We start from the raw sequence: 21075 nt of genomic DNA on the forward strand, positions 1-21075 counted from the left end.
AGGGATTTACTGCTTATTCACGGGCCAGCTCCACCAAGGTCGATAGCAGAATCGAACATCCCGCTATCAGGTCTTTATCGTGGGTAAACTCTGCCGGGTTGTGGCTCAAACCACGTACACTCGGTACAAAAATCATGCCTGTGGGGCAGGAGCGAGCCAGCATCTGCGCATCGTGCCCGGCACCGCTGGGCATGCGCTTGACCGAGCAGCCCAGATCCTTGGCGTGTTGCTCGACCTTGCTGATCAAGCGTTCATCAAACTGCACCGGATCAAAGCGGGCCAAATGGCGATGCTTGATCTGCACACCCTCACGCTCGGCCGCCTGTCGGGCAAAATCCAGCACTTCCTGCTCGGCCTGATCCAGGCTGGCCTTGTCCACATTGCGCAAATCCACGGTAAACACGGCTTTGCTGGGGATCACATTGACCAGATTCGGAAACAGCTCGCAGCGCCCTACTGTGCCCAGTTGCGGCGGGCCGTAACGCTCAGTCAACTGGCGTACAAAACTGCCAATTTGTTGCGCCACGACACCGGCGTCATGTCGCAAATGCATGGGCGTGGTGCCAGCATGATTGGAGACACCTTGCACCTCGAACTCCAGCCAGCAAATCCCTTGCACGCCAGTCACGGCACCAATATCAATGCTTTCGTGTTCCAGAACCGGACCTTGCTCAATATGCAGTTCCATATAGGCATGCACAACAGGTTGGCCGCAAGGCATAGAACCGGCGTAGCCAATACGCTCCAGGTTCTCGCGCACGGTCGTGCCATCAATGCCCACGGTGTCCAGCGCCTCTTGCAAGGACAAGCCACCTTGAAACACCAGACTGCCCATCATGTCCGGAGCAAAGCGCGCTCCCTCTTCATTGGTAAAGGCCACCACTTGCAAGGGACGATCCAGTTGCACATCGGCATCATTCAAGCTGGCCACCACTTCCAGTCCAGCCAGCACGCCCAGATTGCCGTCGTAGCGTCCGCCAGTTCGCACGGTATCGATGTGCGAACCCGTCATGACCGGCGCCACATCCAGACGGCCAGCGCGTGTCCCGATAATGTTGCCGATCTGATCAATCTCCACACTCATACCCAGATCACGCATCCAGCTGACCACCTGATCGCGGCCTGCCTTGTCCTCGTCCGTCAAGGCCAGACGGCAGACGCCGCCCCCGTCGATCGCACCAATCTGCGCCAACTGCGCAATACGCTGCAGCAGGCGTTCGCCATTAATGGCTAAACATGTGCTGGCTGGGCTGTTCATACCGGCTCCTGAGCCAGCACTTCTTTGGCGCTCATACCGACAATGCGCTGATACAGCTCTGCATCGGTATCGCTTTCGCTGGCAAAAAACATAATTTGGCTGTTTTCATCAATGCCCAAAGCCTGACGCCAGTCCGCTTGCTCGCACGCAGCCATGCAAGCAGCCACACCGGCCACGGCAGACTCACCCGCCACAATCGGCGCATCACCTTTATCGGCACGGGCCAGACGGCGCATGGTTTGCAAGGCGGCATCGTCTTCCAGCGTCATATAGGCATAGGTGCCGGGATCCAGAATTTCCCAGGCCAGCAAGGAGATTTCGCCGCAGGCCAGACCGGCCATCACCGTATTCAAATCACCGGTGACCGTGACGGGCTTACCTTGAACAGCACTTTGGAACAGGCAATCGGCCTTGTTGGGTTCCACCACAATCAAGCGAGGGCGCTGCGCACCCAGACGCTCCCACATATGGGCGCACACAGCTGCAGCCAAACCACCCACACCACCCTGAATAAAGACGTGAGTCACCGGCTTGCCCGAAGCAATCTGATCCAGCGCTTCCTGCACCATCACGGTGTAGCCCTGCATCACATCCTTGGGCACATCCATATAGCCCGGGTAGGACGTATCGGACACCACAAAATAGCCATGCTCTTTGGCATCTTCAGCAGCCTGGCGCACCGAATCATCGTAATTGCCGGGCACGCGCACTACCTTTGCCCTGTAAGAGGCAATGGCCTGCTCACGACCAGTACTGACATGTTCATGGATATAGATCACGCACTGACAACCGGCATTCTTCGCCCCCCAAGCCACCGAGCGGCCATGATTGCCATCGGTCGCGCAGGTCACGGTCAAACCAGCAATAAAGTCCTTGTGGGCAGGACTCTTCAGATCATCCAGCGTCAGGCTGGCATTGCCGGTATGAGCTTGCAACTGACGCAACAGCAAACGATTGACGGCATAAGCACCGCCCAAAGCCTTGAAGCTGCCCAAACCAAAACGACCGGCCTCATCCTTGTAGTACACCCCGCCCACCTTCATCTGCGCGGCCAGACCGGGCAAATGACGCAAAGGGGTAGGCGCGTAACCGGGCCACTGCACAATGCTGGCCTGAGCCTGCTCGAAGGCGGCTACCGACAAAATCGATTGCAAGGAGGCGTCATATTCCTGGCTGTCCTGAACGCAACGAGGGTTCAGATACAGTTGCACCGCGCCTTGCTCCCGAACGGCATGTTTATTCATGTCTGCTCCACTTTTATGGGTTTAATTATTGGACTTCAAGTCCTGAAAACTGCGATGGATGGATTCAATCTTCTGCAACTTGCGCGCCACCTGCGTCTCGGCCTGTAGCGCTACCCGACTAACCAGATAATTGATCAGGCTGAGCGTGCCGGTATGTGAGTCAAACAAGTACTCCCCACGCGTCGCCACCGTGAAAGCAATGTCTTGCGACCGCAGCAAGGAGCTTTCCAGACCATCCGTCAAAAAAGCCATCTGCACTGACTCGCCCCGCAGATGCTCCACCAAGGAAGGCAAGAGCACCGAGCGGCGACGAAAATCCATCACCAGGGCCAGATCCCCTGCTTCCACATCAGCCAGTTGCTCGGTCAGATGGGCCACCGTGCCCACCGCCAGATGCACATCCGGGCGCAGCTGCTGCAACAATGAGTGGGCGTAGCAAGCCAGGATCTGGCCATTGCGGAAACCAAACACCCAGATGCGTCGTGCTTTCAAAGCAGCTTGGGTGAACTTATCCAGATGCTGTTCAGTGATGTTCTGGAAGGTGGTGGAAATGTTCTGTACGTCCGCATTGATAAACGGCGACATATCGGCCTGAATACCGCTGCTGGACATGGAGTGCAGACGCTTGAAGGGAGCACCATCACCCATTTGCTCGCGAGCCGTAACCCGGAACTCGTTAAAGCCGTTAAAACCCAGACGCCGGAAAAAGCGCACCGCGGTAGCCGCCGATACACCTGCTTTCTCGGCCAGTTCCTGGGCGGAGTAAGTCGCCAGCTGCCCCATATGAGACAGGACCACATCGGCCAACCGCCGCTCCGCGCTGGGCAGGACATCGAGAATATCCAGGATCGAATCTTTGATGACCATGACACAACCTAAAATTGAAATTTGTCTTTCACATAATACTTAATAAAATTTTAATTTCAATTATAGATGCGATGATTTGGCTCCGTATTTACCCTTGGGGACAGGAAAAAAGAAAGAAGGTCATGACCTCACGCCCACCAAGAGTGGCTTTAAACAAGGCCTACAGAGAAAAACAAGGGATAAACCCTTATTGGGATAAATTTCTGTTTCCTGGCAATGAAAGCATAAAGCCCATGATGAAATTTAAATTTCATCGTGGGCTTTGGTAAGAGAAATTTCAGCACCAAGGCCGCTTGCAGAAGCTAGAAAAAGCCCGTCAAGTGAGCCTATTGCGCTGGCAACAAAGACAAACAGCGCGCAATCAGAATATCGGCCATGGATAGATTCTTGGCCACACTTCGGGACCAGAGCGCATAAATCTGGCAAGCCAGCATGGCATCCTCAACATCAAGCGCCAACAGCTCACGTCGATACGCGGATGCCTCTTGCAAGGCCTGTCGCATCACGGCAGGCGATGTTGCTGACGGCCACCCTGCCCCCGCTGACCATAAGCCAACCCGGCGAGCAGTGGCTGGCTTATCACGCATCGCCCTAATGGCAAAGGCAACCATAAACTAACGATTAAGAGAGGCGTCTTGGACAATCCATGAAACCAGATCCTGGAAAGAAATACCTTGGTGAGCCGCAATTTCCGGCAACAATGACGTTGGCGTCATGCCTGGCTGGGTATTAATTTCGAGCCAGATAAGCTCGCCCGTCACAGGATCGTAGCGAAAGTCCGATCGCGTCACGCCGCGACAGCCAATAGCACGATGTGCTGTCTCCGAATAGCGCCGAATCTTTTCTTCAACGTCCAACGGCAGCACCGCTGGGCATATATGTGTTGAGCCTCCAACCGCGTATTTGGCAGTAAAGTCGTACCAAGCCCCACCCTCCACCACAATCTCTGTGATGCCAAGCGCCTCGCCGCCCATGACCGCACACGTCAATTCACGACCGGCGACATACCGCTCGACCATCAAAGACGCTGTTTCGCTCTGTAGAACCGGCGGAGCATCACCTGCGCGAATAATCTGTACACCACAAGACGACCCATCAGAAACAGGCTTCAGAACGTAAGGTGGCTGCATCACATGCGCCGCTGCCGCCTCTGACGCGGTAACCTCTATTGCGTCCGCGACAGGAATGCCGTGAGCGGCAGCCACATGCTTCGCGTTCACTTTGTGCATTGCCAACGCCGATGCCATTACGCCTGAATGCGTATAGGGAATGCCAAGGCTTTCCAGAAGCCCTTGAACAATTCCATCTTCCCCACCGGTTCCATGCAGTGAATTGAACACGACGCTTGGGCGTACTTGCAGCAGCTTTTCGGCTACGTTGTCATAGACCTCCAACTGTGCCACACGATAACCAGCTGCAGAAAGCCCCTCGGCACATGCCTTACCTGATGCGATACTCACTGAACGTTCGGAGGAATTGCCCCCCATCAAGACTGCAACGACGGAATCCATTTTTTTTAACTTCCTAAGTGAATATTGGGCACTGAAAGATTGCGGATTTCACGCACAATCGAATGGACTTCCGTTGCATGCGCTCCCTTGACAGTCACCTCGTCTCCCTGACGTACATACGCAAGCAAATCCGAGAGGACTCCATTTGCCTCTTCATGGCAGATGTGAGGCTTTTCCAAGCCTTGTAGCTGAAGTGCTTTTCGGTACTCATCCCCAACAAAATACGCCATATCTATGTTGGAACGATTCAAAAATGAGAGCACCTCCATATGACAATCGGTGCTGGCATCTCCCAGCTCAAGCATGTCACCGAGCACGACAATCCGTCTGCCTACGGCTGGGCGCTCATTCAGCGTTTTAAGAACAGCGATGACCGCCCCCGGCGCCGCATTGAAAGACTCATCAATAATGCGAATAGTCCGTTTATCGGACAGAGTGATATCGTGCGCCCTGCCTCGGCCATCAAGAAGAGACCAGCCAGCCAGGTCAGAGATTGCTAGCTTCCAGTCACGGTACAGATGGGAAACCGCCGCCATTGCTCCGACCGCATTGACGGCAATATGCTCTCCAACGGCAGGGAACTTAATGTCAATTTCGGCACCAGCCACAGATATTCTCAGAGCACCATTCTGTGAATCGTAATGAAGCATGCGCCAGTCACTATCCTGGTGGGTGCCATAGCTGATTATCTTCGAGGTGAATTTTCTAGCCTCGTCATGAAATATTTCATAGCAATCGCTGTCTCGGCAAATCACTGCAGCACCCCCCGTTTTCAAGCCAGAGAATACGCCAGCCTTCTCCCGCGCAATGTCCTCAAGAGACTTATAGGCCTTCCGGTGGGCATTTGACACGTTGGTGACCACGGCAACATCGGGTCGGCATATATCGCTGCACTCTTTAACTCGCCCTGCTGCTATTTCTGCAACGATATTCTTCGCATCGGCTGGCACGGTCATCATGGTTTCTAATGTCCCCAATAGAAGATTCCCGTTGTTGAATGTCATATGCGTTCTTCCAGCGTCAGGAACACCTTCGAGAACCTTTGCAATCAGTGAAGACGTGGTGCTTTTTCCTGCGCTTCCAGTTACACAGAAAACTTTTCCCGAGAACCTATCTCGGGCTACCCGAGCAACACGCCGCAAAGTCTGCGTGACATTTTTCACCTGCAAATGAGGAATTGCAGGCGATACAGGGTCGCTTCCGATCCCAATGGTAAGGCTGGCCGATCTTTGAAATTCCAATCTCTGGGAACGATCAAGGCCATAGCCAACACCTTCGGCTATGACAGCAACCGAGTTCCTGCGCAAACGGTCGGGGTGGTACGTCACGCCCCCGAAATCGCTGCCAATGGCAAAACCAATCAAATTGCCGCCACTGGTGGAGATAAACCCTTGCATATCAAGAAGGTTGACATCAACCAGGCCACTGGTTTGCCCAGATCGAACACGGGCAAACACCTCCTTGTGCTTCTCTTTTTCGAAGCCATAATGAGCCACTAGTGATTCGTGCCGCCCTTGACCTTTCAAAGCCAGCCAAACTCGGTGAGATCCTCCGAGATTGAGGCCTTCGCATAGCATGGATCGGACACAGTCTTGTGTCTCCTGAGACCCATTTTTCAGCTGAAACGAAAAATATTGCACAATGTCGCGCAGGCAGGTGAACTGATCAATATCGTCCAACCCTCGCACATTGCGCAGATTGGTATTACCCAGCCCCATTTTCACAAGAGACGCATTGATATGCTTGACAGCATGCGAGCTACCGCCATGCAAGATACTTGCAAGAACCACAGCTGCACTTCTGCGGCTACCTCCCGGAATCCGTTCACTGATCATTGACACCGTCTGGCTGCCATCATAAGGAATATCCGATAGGTTCAGCCGGTTCAAGCGACCGCTATCACGATAAACCTCCTGGCCACGACCGGACATCGTGGCTTCCAGTTTCAGAATGAATTGAACAAACGCCCCTGGCTGGATGCGGTATAGATCATTCTTAGAGCGCCGCGCCTCCCCATCCCACACGCGCTCAATATAATATCCCGGCATTTTTAAAATCCTTAATCTCTGCAGGCTCTTTGCGGTTAATGCAATCTCCCGTCCTATGACGGGCCAAAAGAGTGGCTAACCGCCCACTACTTCAAACTTGAAAGGTGTCTAAAAACTTTATCCATCCCGACTGAATTTGATGCCTTTAACAAAATTGAATCGCCAGATTTCAGCTTTTCTGCAAGATCAGGAATCAGGTCTGCAACGCTCTTGTAATGCGTGTTTAAAGGAGTATTTTCATGGGCGTTGAGTTCATCCTGCAGCTCTGCCATCAAACTTCCGCATAGAAAGATCGCATCAGCCTGTATTCCCTGGATATGTGGTGTCAGTTCCCGGTGGTAACGCGCGGCGTCCGCCCCCAGTTCGGCCATATCTCCAAGGATGAGGATGCGACGGCCCTCGACTTTCATTTTGCCGAATGTTGAAATGGCAGCCTTCATCGAAACCGGATTTGCGTTGTAGGACTCGTCAACAACCGTGAGGTTTCGCCCCTCGAATTCGACCTGAGATACCGCTCCACGCCCCGCGGCAGGCTGAAACGCTGTCAGCCCCTCAAGGAAGATGTCCAAATCACCACCCAGTAATAACCGCACGCCGATTGCGGCAAGGCTGTTCATCGCCATGTGCAAGCCTGGCGCGGCAAGGTGGTAGGCCAACTGTCTGCCATCCGGTAGAGCTGCCTCAACGCGGCCACTGGTCTGATCGTAGTGGTGGAGGCGCAGATCCGCATCTTCGGACTGACCAAAGGTCATGACATGTACGCCACGCTGAGCTGCTCGTTGCTGGAAAATATCGTAGAACTCTATTTCCCGGTTAAGCAGCAAGGTCCCGCCCGGATTGATACCCTCGACAATATTCGCCTTTCGCCGCGCAACCGTATCCAGCCCCAATCCCGGTCCACTTATATGCGAAGGTGCGATATTGGTCACGATCCCGATATCAGGGCGCACAAGACGAATATTCTGGAATTTCGGTGCATTGATGGCGGTGACGGCTGCTTCGACCACGACCACATCCGTAGAGGCCGGTGTATTCGCCAGCAAATGAAGGATACCGACGCGCGAATTGTAGTTCAGCACGGAGTTAGAGATCACCTTGCGATCCTTGCCCATCGCCGCTGAGAGCATCAGACTTTGCGAAGTCTTTCCCGCACTGCCTGTTATCGCGACGACATGTCCCTTCATCCGGTTTCGCGCGACAGCTCCAAGCTGGATCAGTGCATGGAGAGGATCCGAGACCTGTAGCAAAGGAAAATCCGGCTTCAGTCCTTCGACGGGACGTGCCACCATCGCGCCGGCAAGCTTGTGTTGCAACATCGGCAAGCGATCCCGGATATCCCAGTATTTCCCAGCAGTGAAATCCGACAATTCATGCCGCATTGCCATGCGCTGATCAATAACTGCAAGAAGTGTCGGCGCTTTTATACCCTCGTTCCCGAGTTGACGAGACTTATGCGTCACCGAGCGCACAAACCAGCCTTCGGGTGGGCGCACCAGCCATGTGCCCCCCGTCACTTCTTCAATTTGATCTGCCGTCCAGAGAATTTCCGGTGTAGGGCTGATCGTCTCAAGCGCGGGGACTTCATATTGAGCAGGGTAGGCACGAAGCACAGCAAAACCTGCCTTGGGCGATAATTCGAACCGCACCTGGTGTGGCAATTGGATGCGTTCAGTTTTCCCGAGATAGCTCACCAGCCCCAGCGAAAGTGTCAACGTCTCATCAAGCCAATTACGGACCACGGAGGGCCGCAATGTGTAGAAATCACGATAGATCTGGCCCGGCTCCCAACGGCTGACAGGCCACATCCAATCACAAGGATCATGCGAGCACCCAAGCCCCCAGGCCCCGACCGGTCCGGGCTTGGCTGGCTCTGCACGAAAGTCGATGCGCCAGTCGCAATCGACGGCATCAGGGACACGCCACCAGGATTCCACAGAGATCAGCCCGATGCGATTCAGATGCTCAGGTGAAACGCGCAGGCCCAAAAGCTCCATCGGTCCGATGCGTAACGGCTCTACCAGACGGGCATCCGCCGGCACCTCGTCGGCCAACCATTCTGGGCGCGCTTTGCGAAGCGCCGAAATTGGTCCTGCAGTCGGCAATGTAGGGGCCGGACGAGCGGGGAGACGCGCGCGCCTGGGAGGAGAAAGCATTACATAAGCCTCTCCCTCTCGTGTGCTTTCACACTTTGTGCCTAGCGCAAGGCATTTCTTTGAAAACTTGCTCAGCGCCTCGGCCGCCGCCTCTGGCGCCAACGGCAATGTACGGCAAAATCCTACCTCGAGCGGCAGGAATCGCACCCCCGTCACTCCTCGATGATCCATTTCCAGCGTGAAAATGCCACTGTCCTTGTCGGGTCGCGTCAGCGCATCAAAGAGTAGATCCCCGGCATCATGCAAGATCGGACGATCCTTGTAGATCTCGATCCCCTGCAAAAGATGCGCCGAAGCGCCGAGTATCGCATCTGCACCAGCATCGATCAGGGCATGTCCACCTGCGATCTCGGCGGCGTCGGGCTGGTGGAGGTTGTTTGCCCCCCAATGTATCGCAATCAGGACAATGTCTGCCTTTTTCCGGGCCTCGACGATACGGGGAGCCATGATGTCAGCCCATTCCTGTGGTCGCTTCGGGTCTAGCCATGCGGTGCCGGGTGTCTCCTCGCCAGCAGCAAAGCTTTTCTGTGTCGCATCCAGCGCGAAAAAAGCGACATCCAGCCCCCCTGCGCGACGGAAAACGGGTCGAAACGCTTCTTCCCGTGTGCGCCCCGACCCTGCGTGACCAATACCGGCAGCATCAAGCCACTCACCTTGCTCTACCAATGCGTCAGGGCCGTAATCACCACTGTGATTGTTGGCTGTCGCTACGATATCGACACCACCACGGATCAGTGTGTCGATCATCTCGGGGCGAGCACGGAAATAATAGGAAGACCTCTCTCCCTTATCGACACATTCCGTGCCGCTGGTGGCGACAACACATTCAAGATTCACAATGCCGAGATCAGCTTCTACCAACGGTTTAATTCGGGAGAGAGCATTCCGAGCATTGGCGGCCCCAAACCGATAATGAAACCGCCGACCGATATTCACATCCCCCCCCCAGGCAATCGTAACGGTCCGTTCAGATTTGTTGTTATTACTCATACGCGCTTTTTTCACTTACCTTCCTCCTGCGCTAGAGGCCTAGTTGGCCCATGCGCGTAAGCATCGCCCGCATGTTCGCGAGCATCAACATACAGCAGTCCACAGCGCTCAACCGCATTTACAAGCGGTAGAAGCATATCGAGCATTGCACTGAAAGCGCCCATCTCACTGCGATCTGTGAAGCTGGCCACAACTGCAACCAGCAAAACATCCTCGACCAGGCAATCTGCTAACGATGGACGCAATTGCGCTGCCACATCAAGACATTGCTGCAAATCCTGTTCCGGGCGCTCACACCATGGCCAGTCAAATCCAAGAGGCTCCCATTGCCAGAGCGTCCAGTTGCAGATCAGCCGTCCCCCGTTAGAACCACGCGCCATACGGCGCGCCGCCATCTTTGGCAGTACGATCTGCGAGGGCCGATGCCGCAACCATTGCATCAACTGCGGCCAAGCAGCCTCTAACCTGGTGCAATCAGCGACCTCGCTGGCCGTTCTCGCCATCCCCGAAAACATCGGCCAGTTAATCGCAGTGGCCCTATCCGGAAGACGCGACCGGGATCTCAAATAGCGCATGGCAAGATCGTCAGGGACCTCACATCCCAGAATTTGCCCACGCAAAGCCAGCGTGTCGTTGCGATTCATCATTGGAGGAGCCCACTCGCACTCCCCCCAACAGCGAAATATCAGTGCGAGATTACCGGCGACATCACGCTTTCCAATTAACGTCGGAGCCGGCCAATTCTGGGTACCATGCGCCAGAAGTTCAGCCTCATGGTGTCCCATCCCAACCACCGAGCGATGGAAAAGACGGATCATCAGACTATGGTCATCACCGGAATTTTCAGGACGCGCGACAAGGTAGGCGACCCTGCCCTGCTCAGTCCATTGCGTTGCCGCCAAATCAAGTGACAGACGCTCCGGGCTCATTTCTGCAAGTAAAGGCGACAGCCAGGCATCTCGACGATCCTCTGTCAACAATTCGGTAAGCCCGGCCTCCTGACGGCTCTGTGTCATGAAAGGACGGTCCGCCACAAATAGGGCCTCGACACGCTCTCGACGGCGCCATAAGACACCAAGAGTAGACGCAGACATCATCAAGAAAATTAATGTTTGGCGGGCGAGTAGCAGCGAAAAGAACACGGACCAAAAAGATGGCATAGTGCCGCGCCAAGCGTCATGGATGACCCAGCCAACCAGACAAATGAAACCTGTCCCCCACCAAGCCCTGCCCCGCAGTTCTGACGAAACTCCCTGCGGGGATGCTGGCGGCAACATAGCCACCACCAAGGCTCCCAAAATGACATAGCCAACCAAAATAATGAGTAAAGTTGGATAGCCGATCCCGATCAGAACCACTGCGATGGTGCTGTAGGCGAGCATGGCAAACAGCCTGAGTATCCGACGATAATCACTGGCGGCGTTGCTACGCAGTGATTCGGACAAGCCAAGCTTGCTATGCCGATCAAGAATGGTCGCGGAGGCCCGTTCACACATCTCTGCCCCTAGCGCCTCGGCGGCCAGATGCACACCAAAGCAGACCAAAACCAGCGCCATGAGAATTGCCACAACGACACCCGAAGCGAGCTGACCGAAGATCATTTCAAGTCGCAAGGAACTCTGGCCCAGGCTGAGCGTAGCGAGAATATTCCATGGCAAAAGCAGCGCAAGCAGCAGGGTAATTTTTGACAGGATGAAAAGTAAGATGTAAACCGGCAAAGGCCAGGCCAGTTCGGCCTGTACAACCCGCCCAATTCGAAATAGCCAGTGCAAAACAGAAGGCGGCCACACCGCCAACACCTGGCTCTTCGCCCTTTGGGTCAGTGCCGCAATCACGGAGTGACCTCTCGTGCACACTCCTCTGCCGCACGCGGCCCAGCTTTGCCCGTCAGATTGTGATAAGCGGGAGCGCTGGCATCTGCCTCGCGCAACTCCACCCGATGCCCCCCAGCCCGTAGCCCCTGATAGAAACGTTTCTGCAGATAGAAAGGCGTCACCCGGTCATGTGAGTTGCCCAATATGACAATGCGACGAGTTGGATCTACCACTACCCCGTCCAGATGATCCAGCGGATCATAGGGAGCCCGCAATCCGGTCGTATCCAGGCCTGGGCGCGACGGCTTGCCGGCAGTCTCGCGCAAAACTTCAGCACGTTCCAGCAGGCCGAAAGCCCCTGAAGTCAGCACTGCGCATGCAATATCGTCGCGCCCCATCGTCAGCAACGCAGCACCTGCCGTTGCCCCCCCACTATGTCCCAAGAGCACGAAGCGCCCTATCCGATGATCGGCCCGGATATTGTCCAACGCACCGTCAATCGCGAGAAATTCTTCGGCCTGTCGCCGACGACGGTGGTCTCCGCTAGCACCATATGTCCCGGGGCGCGAGATCACAACAACTGGAAAACCCATCTCCTCAGAGAGCGAGCGCGCCAGCGCTGTCTGAGCGCTGGCCGTGTTTTGGGGAATATCCTGCGGATCGCGCTTCAGCCAAGTATCACGATCACCGCGCAAGACAACAATGACCACTGGAGCACCGTCGATCTCTCCCCCCACGAAATAGCGCAGGCACGCGACACCACCCGCATATTCCGTCCAGACTCCGCCTGCAGATAAATCGCAACGATCTTTTGAGGGCTGCCCGCCCCAGGACAAAGCCTGCTCTGCCCAGGCGTGGGCCGCTGAAAGTAATAACAGGGCAATAGAAATGATCAGGCGTTTCATGGTCAGACAGCGTCTCCTGAAGCCCTGGCCTCCAACAAACCCGCATAAGCCACCAGCCCCGAAAGATAGTGCTCCACGTCGTCAATCCGCACCCTAAACGCATGGTGGCGGATGAAAAAAGAACCAAGAATCTGGTCTGGATTGCGGAAGAACATCGCGTACTCCGGCCAGAAGTGCCCGTTCAGCAGATAAGCTGCACGGAAGTGCAACGCCTGATCAAATCGCGCCTCATCCAGCCCGGCCAGAATATCTGCTCCATTGGGCATAGCCTTCAGACGGTCAAGCATCTTGCGCCCAGCCATCATCAGTTCCAGCAAGGTCGGAAACGTCGTAATCCTTTGTAGAACAAAGTCCAGATAGCCCTCGAAATTCTGGATCCCGAAACGGAAGTAGCGTAACTCGGGACGGTAGAGCGTCAACTCGTTAGTGCAATAGCTGAGCCAGTGGTCATGATGTTTCCAGTAGTCCTTTTCGATGAAGTGGCCAAATGCCCTCTCCACCGCGCCTATCCACCGCTCGTCTTTCGTCAAGCTGTAAAGCCGCATCAGGGCAAAGGCAGCCTCTCCCTCGTAATAAACAATACGAAACTTCTCTTTCACCTCGAGGCTGGGCCATGTCAGTACATGTGTGAAAGAGCCGTCCTGCGCCTGCATATGCAAGATCCCCAGAGCCAGCTTTTCCATCAACGCTGCAAAGCGGTCCGAACCAAGCACGGCGCTGTATTTCGTCATTGCCAGGATGGCAGTGGCATTGGCCCCCAGCTTGATCTCATTGCCGGTATCGACCACAAAAGCCTTGTCGTCGCAGTCTCGGATGAACTGGGTGGTCAGATAATCAAGAGCGCGTTCAATCGCCGCAAGCAACTCTGGCTGCCGCGTCTTTTCCCAGGCCTCCAACATCGAATAGGTCGTGCTGGCATGGCGCAACGCGTTGTAGGCTGGGATTTGGCGGTTAAAACAAGGATGGTAGCCATAGACGAAGCGCCCCTCCTTATCGACCTGACGCGCCAGAAAATCTGACGAATTCCTGATGATATCGGCCAGGGTTTCATCATCAAGCGATTCGATCTTGCGACGACCTGCATTGCGACCATTGCCATAGAGCTCATGGACAATCCCATCTTCCCCGCAGAACAGACCCGCAGTCTCCAGAATATAGACTTCACCATCTCCCTGGAAATCAACGGAGGTGCCAACACCATATTTCTGCTGGGCGGCTAGCTGAAAGTTATTTTCGTTCAGAACACAATGACTGACCTGATTGCCGCCATAGAGCATGGCCTGAGCATTTATCTCCATCTCAAAGAAAAGCCGACTAAAACTACGATCCAGCGCAATTCCCTTGCGGCAATAGTTCCTCTTCACCTCGCGCAAGCGCTTACGTAACAGATCCCAAGTCCATGTTTCAGCTTTTTCGACCCAATCAACACGCAGGAAGCGTCCACGCAGCTTGCGCCGAGCCATGATCTTTTTCAACGCCGCTGTCGCAAGATCCCAGGCAGCATCCAAATCCGCGCCGCTTCCCTGCGCCGTAACCGCTCTAGCGGTACCATCAGATACCGCAAAAACCAGGGTGACAGCCGGAAAGGGCGCATCCAATAGGCTGAACTTACCCGTCAGGGCCGCTTTTAGACTTGCCAGCCGAGTTTCAAAAGCGATCAAATCGGCACCCGCTACCGCGTTGTCCTGCACATCCATGTCATATTTCATCATTGTTAAAACTCGTCCGTGATAAGCGAGAAATCGCAGCACTGAAATGGTGAAAATGCCAGCCGCACTCTGCTGCCAAGCTAAGGGCTGAAGGCACGCATCTATTCCAGGCTTCCTTCATATCAGCGCTCCCGCATGGCTTCTTGCGCCCGAGTAATCGGCTTCATCAAATAATCAAAAACCGTTTTCTCCCCCGTTTTGATATCTACCGTGGCGATCATCCCCGGCACAATGGGATAACGAATGCCGCTCTCCTCGTTCACCAAAGCGTCATCAGTGGTACGGATAAAAGCGCGGTAATAAAAAACTTCGGGTTTGATTTCGTCCTGAATCGTGTCGGGTGACACAGTCACCACCTCGCCATTCAAGGCGCCATAAATGGAGTAGTCATAGGCTGTGACTTTGACCTTGGCCTCCAGACCTGGCCGGATAAAGGCAATGTCACGCGGCGAGATACGTGCTTCCACCAGCAACTGATCTTCCATAGGCACAATCACCATCAGGCGGCCATTGGGTGGAATCACCCCACCTTGCGTCGTCACTTCGATATCTTTCACCACACCGCGCACGGGCGAGCGCAAAGTCAGGCGGGACAGCGAGTCCGAACGTCCACGAATGACCTCTTCCAAAGAGTCCGCCTCGGCCTTGGCACGCGCCAGCTCTTCGCGCGCTTTCACCATGTATTCGGCCTGGCGCTCGGTAATCTTCAAACGAATTTCCGACACCTGACGTTGCAGCTTGAGTACGTCCACATGGCTGGCAGCCCCGGCTTTAGCAAGCGACTGGGTCAAGCGCAACTCTTCGCTGACAATGCCCAAGGACTGCCTCAGGCCTGATATGGACTCATTCAAGCCGGCCTGGCGCGTGTTGTACAAGCGCGTTTCGGCCTGGATCAACGAGGGGAACTCGTTCAAGGACTCCGGGAAGCTCAACTTGGTGCCGTTCACCTCAGCTTCCAGTCGTGCCACGCTGGCTACTGCCGCCCTGTGTTTGGCCGCACTTTCACCGACGTTCGCTTCTGTTTTAGTCAGATCCAGTTGAGCCAGAATTTGCTGCGGCTCCACAATGTCGCCCTCGCGCACATAGAGATGGGAAATAATCCCGCCCTCCAGGGACTGAATAACCTGCTCGCGCGAGTTGGGAATGATCTTGCCGGTTCCCGAGGAAACCTCTGTCAACTCCGCAAAGTAGGCCCAGGCAATCAGCACCACCAGGAGCAAACCAAAGAACCAGATAATGCGGTTGGAGCGCACAATCTGCGCTTCGCTTACATCGTCCTGATACTGGTGCTGATCCCGATTGGGGTCAAAGAGCAAAACCGCGTCCAGACTTTGATCCGACTTATCCGAGCTCTTGGGTTTGTTTGAGTTCTTAGTTGTCATTGGCGGGCTCCTGCTTTTTCTTTGCGCCTTGAGCCAGCTTGTCCAGCACGACTTGTTTCTTGTCATCCATCACGATCTTGCCGTTGCTGACCACCAGAATGCGGTCTACCAGTTCCAGCATGCGCAGCTTGTGCGTGGCCATAACCAGAGTCTTGTCTTGTGCCCAGCGCTGAAGATGGCGAATAAAGTGCCGCTCGCTGGCGTCATCCATGGCTGAAGTAGGTTCATCCAGCAACACCACATCCGGATTGGCCAGAATCAGGCGCGACAGGAGCAAGGCCTGACGTTGTCCGCCCGACAGGCCTTTCCCACCCTCGGTCAAGACATGATCAAGGCCGGTAGGCAAACGTTGAATGAACTCGATGGCACCGGTCATGGTCAGAGCTTTCAGGATGTCCTGATCGCTGGCCAGCGGCGCACCCAAGGTAATGTTGTCGCGTATGGTTCCGTAGAACAACGATGCGCTCTGACTGAGCAAGCCCATATCACGCCGCAAATCTGCCGTATCGATATGCGCCAGACTGACGCCCTCTATCGTGGCGGTGCCTTCAGACGGGATCAGCAGACCGGATAACACTTGCAGCAAGGTCGATTTACCCGCCCCGTTACGTCCCAAAATGCCAATTTTTTCACCAGCACGAATCTGCAGATCCTTAATGGACAAGACCGGAGTAGGATTGTCGGAGCGGTAGCTGATCTGGCAATCTTTGAACACATAGTTGCCACGAACATTGGCAACATGAATGCGCCCTTCTTGCGCAGTGTCATCATCAGTAGGCAGGCTCATCAGCTTGTCGATCGCAGCAATGGCAACCTTGGTTTGCTGCCAACGAGACAGAACACCTGTCAGCTTGGCCATCGGCGCTAACATGCGTGTCCCCAGAATGGAAGCGGCAACCACCGAACCGGTGCTCAGTTCACCATCAATCACTTTGAACGCGCCAAACAACACGATCAAAGCAAACACCGAACCTTGCACCGTACTGCTCCAACTGCTCAGCCAACTATTCAAAGAGCGCAGCTTCAAAGCGACATCTGCACTGGCAGCGTTGAAGTTATTCCACTGATTCTGAAAGCGCAGCTCCGACTGGGTGGTTTTGATGTCCTCGTAGCCTTGCACCGCTTCCACCAAAATGGCATTGCGTAAACTCGCTTCGCGAGCAGACTGGCTGGCGTACTGACGCAAACGCGGCTGAGCCAGCAAGCTGGGAGTAATCATCAACACCACGGCAATCAAAGGCACCAACACCAGGTTGCCCGCCAGATACCAGAACACGACACAGAACAACACAAAGAACGGAATATCCACCAAGGAGGTAACGGTGGCAGAAGTCAGCATTTCGCGGATGCTGTCCAACTCTCGAACCTGGGCAATCAGACTGCCAGTGGACTGCGGCCTGTCGCTATTGCGAATGCGTAACACACGACCATAGACCCGATCAGATATGCGTAAATCGGCCCGCTTTCCCAGCATGTTAATAACCTTGCTGCGGGCAATTCTGAATATAAAAGCGAACACCAGCGCGACCATCACCCCGCTAAACAGCACATACAAGGTTGGATAGGACTCGGCCGGAATCACTCGGTCATAGACCTGTCGGGTAAACAGAATCCCGGACAACCCCAACACATTGATCAGAAAAGACGCCACAAACAAATGGGAGTACGGGCGCCAGTCACTAAAAACAATTTGCTTGAGCCAATGCCTCTCAAAAGGTTTGACGTAGTCATCGACGCGGGCGTCAGCCACAGCATGAATGGGCCGCATCACAAACGCCGCCCGTACATTGCTCAACAGATCAGCAACCGCCACTTCGCTAAGCAGCCCTTCATCGCCGCTATAACGGATACCCAGCAATCCGCCTTCATTGATCTGCTCCACCACCCCAACCTGGCCGCTTTCCAGCTGCACCAGCAAGGGTAGGCGCCAAATATTCAGATCGCTTTCACTTAAGGTGACGGGTTTGACGTACAAGCCTGCTTCTTTCGCAAGGCGGCGCAGCACATAGGCAATGTCTCGCGTCTTCAACCAGTTGGCTGTCAGCTCCAGATTCTGGGGCGAGACATCCAGACGGTAGTGCCTGGCAATGGACAGAACAGCGTCAATCCAGGGTTTGTACAAATCCTGGGGCCTGGCCTCGGAGGCTGAGGCAACAGATACGGCTTCCTGCAATGGCATGCATTCATCCTTGTGAAATACAACGATCAAACGTCTTATCATTGACCTGCGTATAGGGCAGTGAAAAAAGGTCTGCAAAACGGACAGGCACTGCGAATGGGATAAAGACAAAAAAGCACTGGGCTTTGCAGCCCAGTGCTCACTAAAAAAACTACACTAAATCACTGTACTCATCGTCCAGCGCCTGAGTATCAACAACGTCGACTTCAATAGCCAGACTGTCTAAGGCAGTTTCTGCCATGTCAGTGGACTCTTGAACACCGAAACTGTTTTGCTCTTGCGCAAGGAAAGACAAATCGACGGTGGCCTCTCCCTCGTTAGCATCGCTCTCCTGAAGCTCAATGCCTTCTAACGCGTCCACGCCCGATGGCTCCAGCAACGAAGCGCCGGTCTCGGTAGCCAGCTCAAAATGCTCTGGCAACATGACCGCCTCCGACACAAGACCATCGAGAACTGGCAACAGTTCTACGTTCTTGATGAACAAGTCATCAGATGTCGTGTCCCCTGGAACATCGGAGCCTTTGACCTCCCAACGCAAGACCAGGTCTGTGGATCCCGAGATAGCCGGCAGTTCAATCTCCCAAGCAGACCATTCGTGACTCTCCGTAGGCGATTGGCCATTTTGCTCGGACAACGGCGCAGCCAATGCAACCAAATTACCACTCGCCCCGTTCTCATAAACAATGGAAGCAGGTTCACCAATTGCCGGGCCATTGGCATTAGTCGGGGTGGTTACCGTTGCGTAAACAACTCCCCCCACTATCACCTGAAATACGGTGGATTCGCCAATGCCCTTTTCAGCAAGCTCTCCGTTATTCCAAGCAATGTCCAAGACTAATTTGGCACCGTTAGCGAGCGCATTCTCCTCCAACTCACCCCGAGGAGTGACGGCAAACACACCTACAACATCACTACTGACACCGAAAACGCGATCGCCTTCAATCAATTGGGATTGATTCCATTCGGTAAGTTGATTCGCATCCGCGTACTTCCACGGGTTTTCGTCTGGGTTTTCCCACCCGTGGTCAGTCAAGACTTCGCCGAATCCCGGCACCACAGACTCGCCGTACTCAATCTCGGGCAAGCCGGCATCTATGGACACATCAATAATCAGATTAGCTGAATGCGATGTTCCATCTAGGTCTGTTAGCGTCACAACGAACGAATCGGTCCCCTGATTCCCCGCTTGAGCATTGGGCGTGTACGTGTAGGCCCCTTGCTCTGTAATGACTAGTTTGCCATGCTCCCCCTCAAGCTCTAATGGGGTTCCTGGAGTCAGAGGATGCTCCTGACCATTAATAGTGACGGAAGTAACTTTCAGCGTATCGGGCTCACCACCGGATACGGATTGGCTAATAAAGTTCCCCTCAGCCACCTGATCCACAGAAATAATTTCTTGCGGCACCTTATCCGTAGCACTTACAGAAATATTGCGGGTGATCGCAACACCGACACTGATTAGTGCAGGATCGGGAACCAAAGTAGCTCGGTAAGCACCCGCCGGCAAATTGTCGAGCGTGAAACTACCCTCTGTCCCGAACAAGTTCAATAGGTCTAGCTTCAAAATCCCCTGATTGAATTTCTCCCCTAAATCATCGGGTCTAACCCACTGCCCGTTCTCCTGGCGCTCCACAATGACGGCATACGAGCCCAAGACCCCAATATCAAGTAGTCCACTGATCCCTATATCAAATGTGGTCGAATTAGTAGACTCACCAAGTTCAAATTCAACCAATGGGTGGCCGGAACCAATATTAAGATTAACTAATCCCGAACCAACGCTGATCCCAAACAGATCAAATTTAGTGTCTTCATCCGTAACTGGGGCTTGATCTTCATAAATGATTGATGATGACAGACTTGCCTGAGCGTTCACGTCTACAACGTCAAAATCAGTATCGGCGTCGGCGTCTGCATCAGCATCGGCGTCAGCGTCAGCATCCGCGTCGGCATCCGCATCTGCGTCGGCATCAGCATCGGCGTCTGCGTCTGCGTCTGCATCAGCGTCAGCATCAGCATCGGCGTCTGCATCTGCGTCGGCGTCAGCATCTGCGTCTGCATCGGCATCCGCGTCGGCGTCGGCATCCGCGTCAGCATCCGCGTCAGCATCGGCGTCTGCATCAGCGTCGGCGTCGGCGTCTGCATCAGCGTCAGCGTCTGCGTCAGCATCGGCGTCAGCATCCGCATCAGCGTCAGCATCCGCGTCAGCATCAGCATCCGCGTCAGCGTCGGCATCCGCGTCGGCATCCGCGTCAGCATCGGCGTCTGCATCCGCATCGGCGTCTGCATCGGCATCAGCATCTGCGTCTGCATCAGCGTCGGCATCCGCGTCAGCATCAGCGTCGGCGTCTGCATCAGCGTCAGCATCGGCGTCGGCATCGGCGTCAGCATCTGCATCGGCATCAGCATCCGCGTCGGCGTCGGCATCAGCGTCGGCATCAGCATCTGCATCGGCATCAGCGTCCGCGTCGGCGTCGGCGTCGGCGTCTGCATCAGCATCGGCGTCAGCATCCGCATCAGCGTCAGCATCCGCGTCGGCATCAGCATCTGCGTCGGCATCAGCATCAGCGTCGGCGTCAGCGTCGGCGTCGGCGTCTGCGTCAGCATCGGCGTCAGCGTCAGCATCTGCATCCGCGTCGGCGTCGGCGTCAGCGTCTGCATCAGCATCAGCGTCAGCATCGGCGTCAGCATCGGCATCAGCATCCGCGTCGGCGTCTGCATCGGCGTCAGCGTCAGCATCAGCATCAGCATCCGCATCCGCGTCAGCATCAGCGTCTGCGTCTGCATCAGCGTCGGCATCTGCGTCGGCGTCTGCGTCGGCGTCGGCATCGGCATCGGCGTCGGCGTCTGCATCAGCGTCGGCATCGGCGTCGGCGTCGGCATCAGCGTCTGCGTCAGCATCAGCGTCGGCATCAGCATCTGCATCGGCATCAGCATCCGCGTCGGCGTCGGCGTCGGCGTCTGCATCAGCATCGGCGTCAGCATCCGCATCAGCGTCAGCATCCGCGTCGGCAT

At 55.0% G+C, this 21075-nt stretch carries 14 protein-coding genes; all 14 read right to left on the reverse strand.

All coding sequences use genetic code 11. The features are described 5' to 3' along the window. Window positions 1-13: 13 nt before the first annotated feature. A complete protein-coding gene (locus tag KOE80_RS17825) occupies window positions 14-1258 on the reverse strand; it encodes a Zn-dependent hydrolase (protein WP_226349636.1) in 1245 nt (414 codons plus the stop codon). Continuing rightward, window positions 1255-2502 (reverse strand): diaminopropionate ammonia-lyase, encoded by a 1248-nt coding sequence (locus tag KOE80_RS17830; protein ID WP_226349637.1) that lies wholly within the window; start codon window positions 2500-2502, stop codon window positions 1255-1257. Before KOE80_RS17830 ends, KOE80_RS17825 begins: the two co-directional genes overlap by 4 nt. A gap of 21 nt (window positions 2503-2523) precedes the next feature. Then, a complete protein-coding gene (locus KOE80_RS17835) occupies window positions 2524-3369 on the reverse strand; it encodes a MurR/RpiR family transcriptional regulator (RefSeq protein WP_137430462.1) in 846 nt (281 codons plus the stop codon). 326 nt (window positions 3370-3695) lie between these two features. After that, the gene (locus KOE80_RS17840; protein WP_226349638.1) at window positions 3696-3860 is read right to left on the reverse strand and encodes a hypothetical protein; all 165 of its coding nucleotides are present in this window, start codon (window positions 3858-3860) and stop codon (window positions 3696-3698) included. Between the two features lie 123 nt (window positions 3861-3983). Continuing rightward, window positions 3984-4880: a D-alanine--D-alanine ligase gene (locus tag KOE80_RS17845; protein ID WP_088452807.1), complete on the reverse strand. Its 897-nt coding sequence runs from the start codon at window positions 4878-4880 to the stop codon at window positions 3984-3986. Between the two features lie 5 nt (window positions 4881-4885). Further along, window positions 4886-6928, reverse strand: coding sequence for a Mur ligase family protein (locus KOE80_RS17850; RefSeq protein ID WP_226349639.1), 2043 nt, complete (start codon window positions 6926-6928; stop codon window positions 4886-4888). 86 nt (window positions 6929-7014) lie between these two features. Further along, complete coding sequence (locus KOE80_RS17855) at window positions 7015-10086, reverse strand: CapA family protein (protein WP_226349640.1); 3072 nt, start codon at window positions 10084-10086, stop codon at window positions 7015-7017. Then, entirely contained in the window at window positions 10083-11906 is a 1824-nt protein-coding gene (locus tag KOE80_RS17860) for a hypothetical protein (RefSeq protein WP_226349641.1), read from the reverse strand. Before KOE80_RS17860 ends, KOE80_RS17855 begins: the two co-directional genes overlap by 4 nt. Next, window positions 11903-12790 (reverse strand): alpha/beta hydrolase family protein, encoded by an 888-nt coding sequence (locus tag KOE80_RS17865; RefSeq protein WP_226349642.1) that lies wholly within the window; start codon window positions 12788-12790, stop codon window positions 11903-11905. The genes KOE80_RS17860 and KOE80_RS17865 overlap by 4 nt, the downstream gene beginning before the upstream one ends. Window positions 12791-12792: 2 nt before the next feature. Further along, window positions 12793-14502, reverse strand: coding sequence for a Mur ligase (locus tag KOE80_RS17870; protein ID WP_226349643.1), 1710 nt, complete (start codon window positions 14500-14502; stop codon window positions 12793-12795). Window positions 14503-14621: 119 nt separating this feature from the next. Continuing rightward, window positions 14622-15881, reverse strand: coding sequence for an HlyD family type I secretion periplasmic adaptor subunit (locus KOE80_RS17875; RefSeq protein WP_226349644.1), 1260 nt, complete (start codon window positions 15879-15881; stop codon window positions 14622-14624). Then, the gene (locus KOE80_RS17880; protein ID WP_226349645.1) at window positions 15871-18060 is read right to left on the reverse strand and encodes a type I secretion system permease/ATPase; all 2190 of its coding nucleotides are present in this window, start codon (window positions 18058-18060) and stop codon (window positions 15871-15873) included. Before KOE80_RS17880 ends, KOE80_RS17875 begins: the two co-directional genes overlap by 11 nt. 151 nt (window positions 18061-18211) lie before the next feature. Continuing rightward, the gene (locus KOE80_RS17885; RefSeq protein WP_226349646.1) at window positions 18212-19936 is read right to left on the reverse strand and encodes an Ig-like domain-containing protein; all 1725 of its coding nucleotides are present in this window, start codon (window positions 19934-19936) and stop codon (window positions 18212-18214) included. Between the two features lie 2 nt (window positions 19937-19938). Beyond that, window positions 19939-21075: hypothetical protein (locus tag KOE80_RS17890; RefSeq protein WP_226349647.1), on the reverse strand; the 1137-nt coding region annotated here is incomplete at its 5' end.

The sequence above is a fragment of the Alcaligenes sp. 13f genome (assembly GCF_020496585.1).
GTDB lineage: Bacteria > Pseudomonadota > Gammaproteobacteria > Burkholderiales > Burkholderiaceae_B > Alcaligenes > Alcaligenes phenolicus.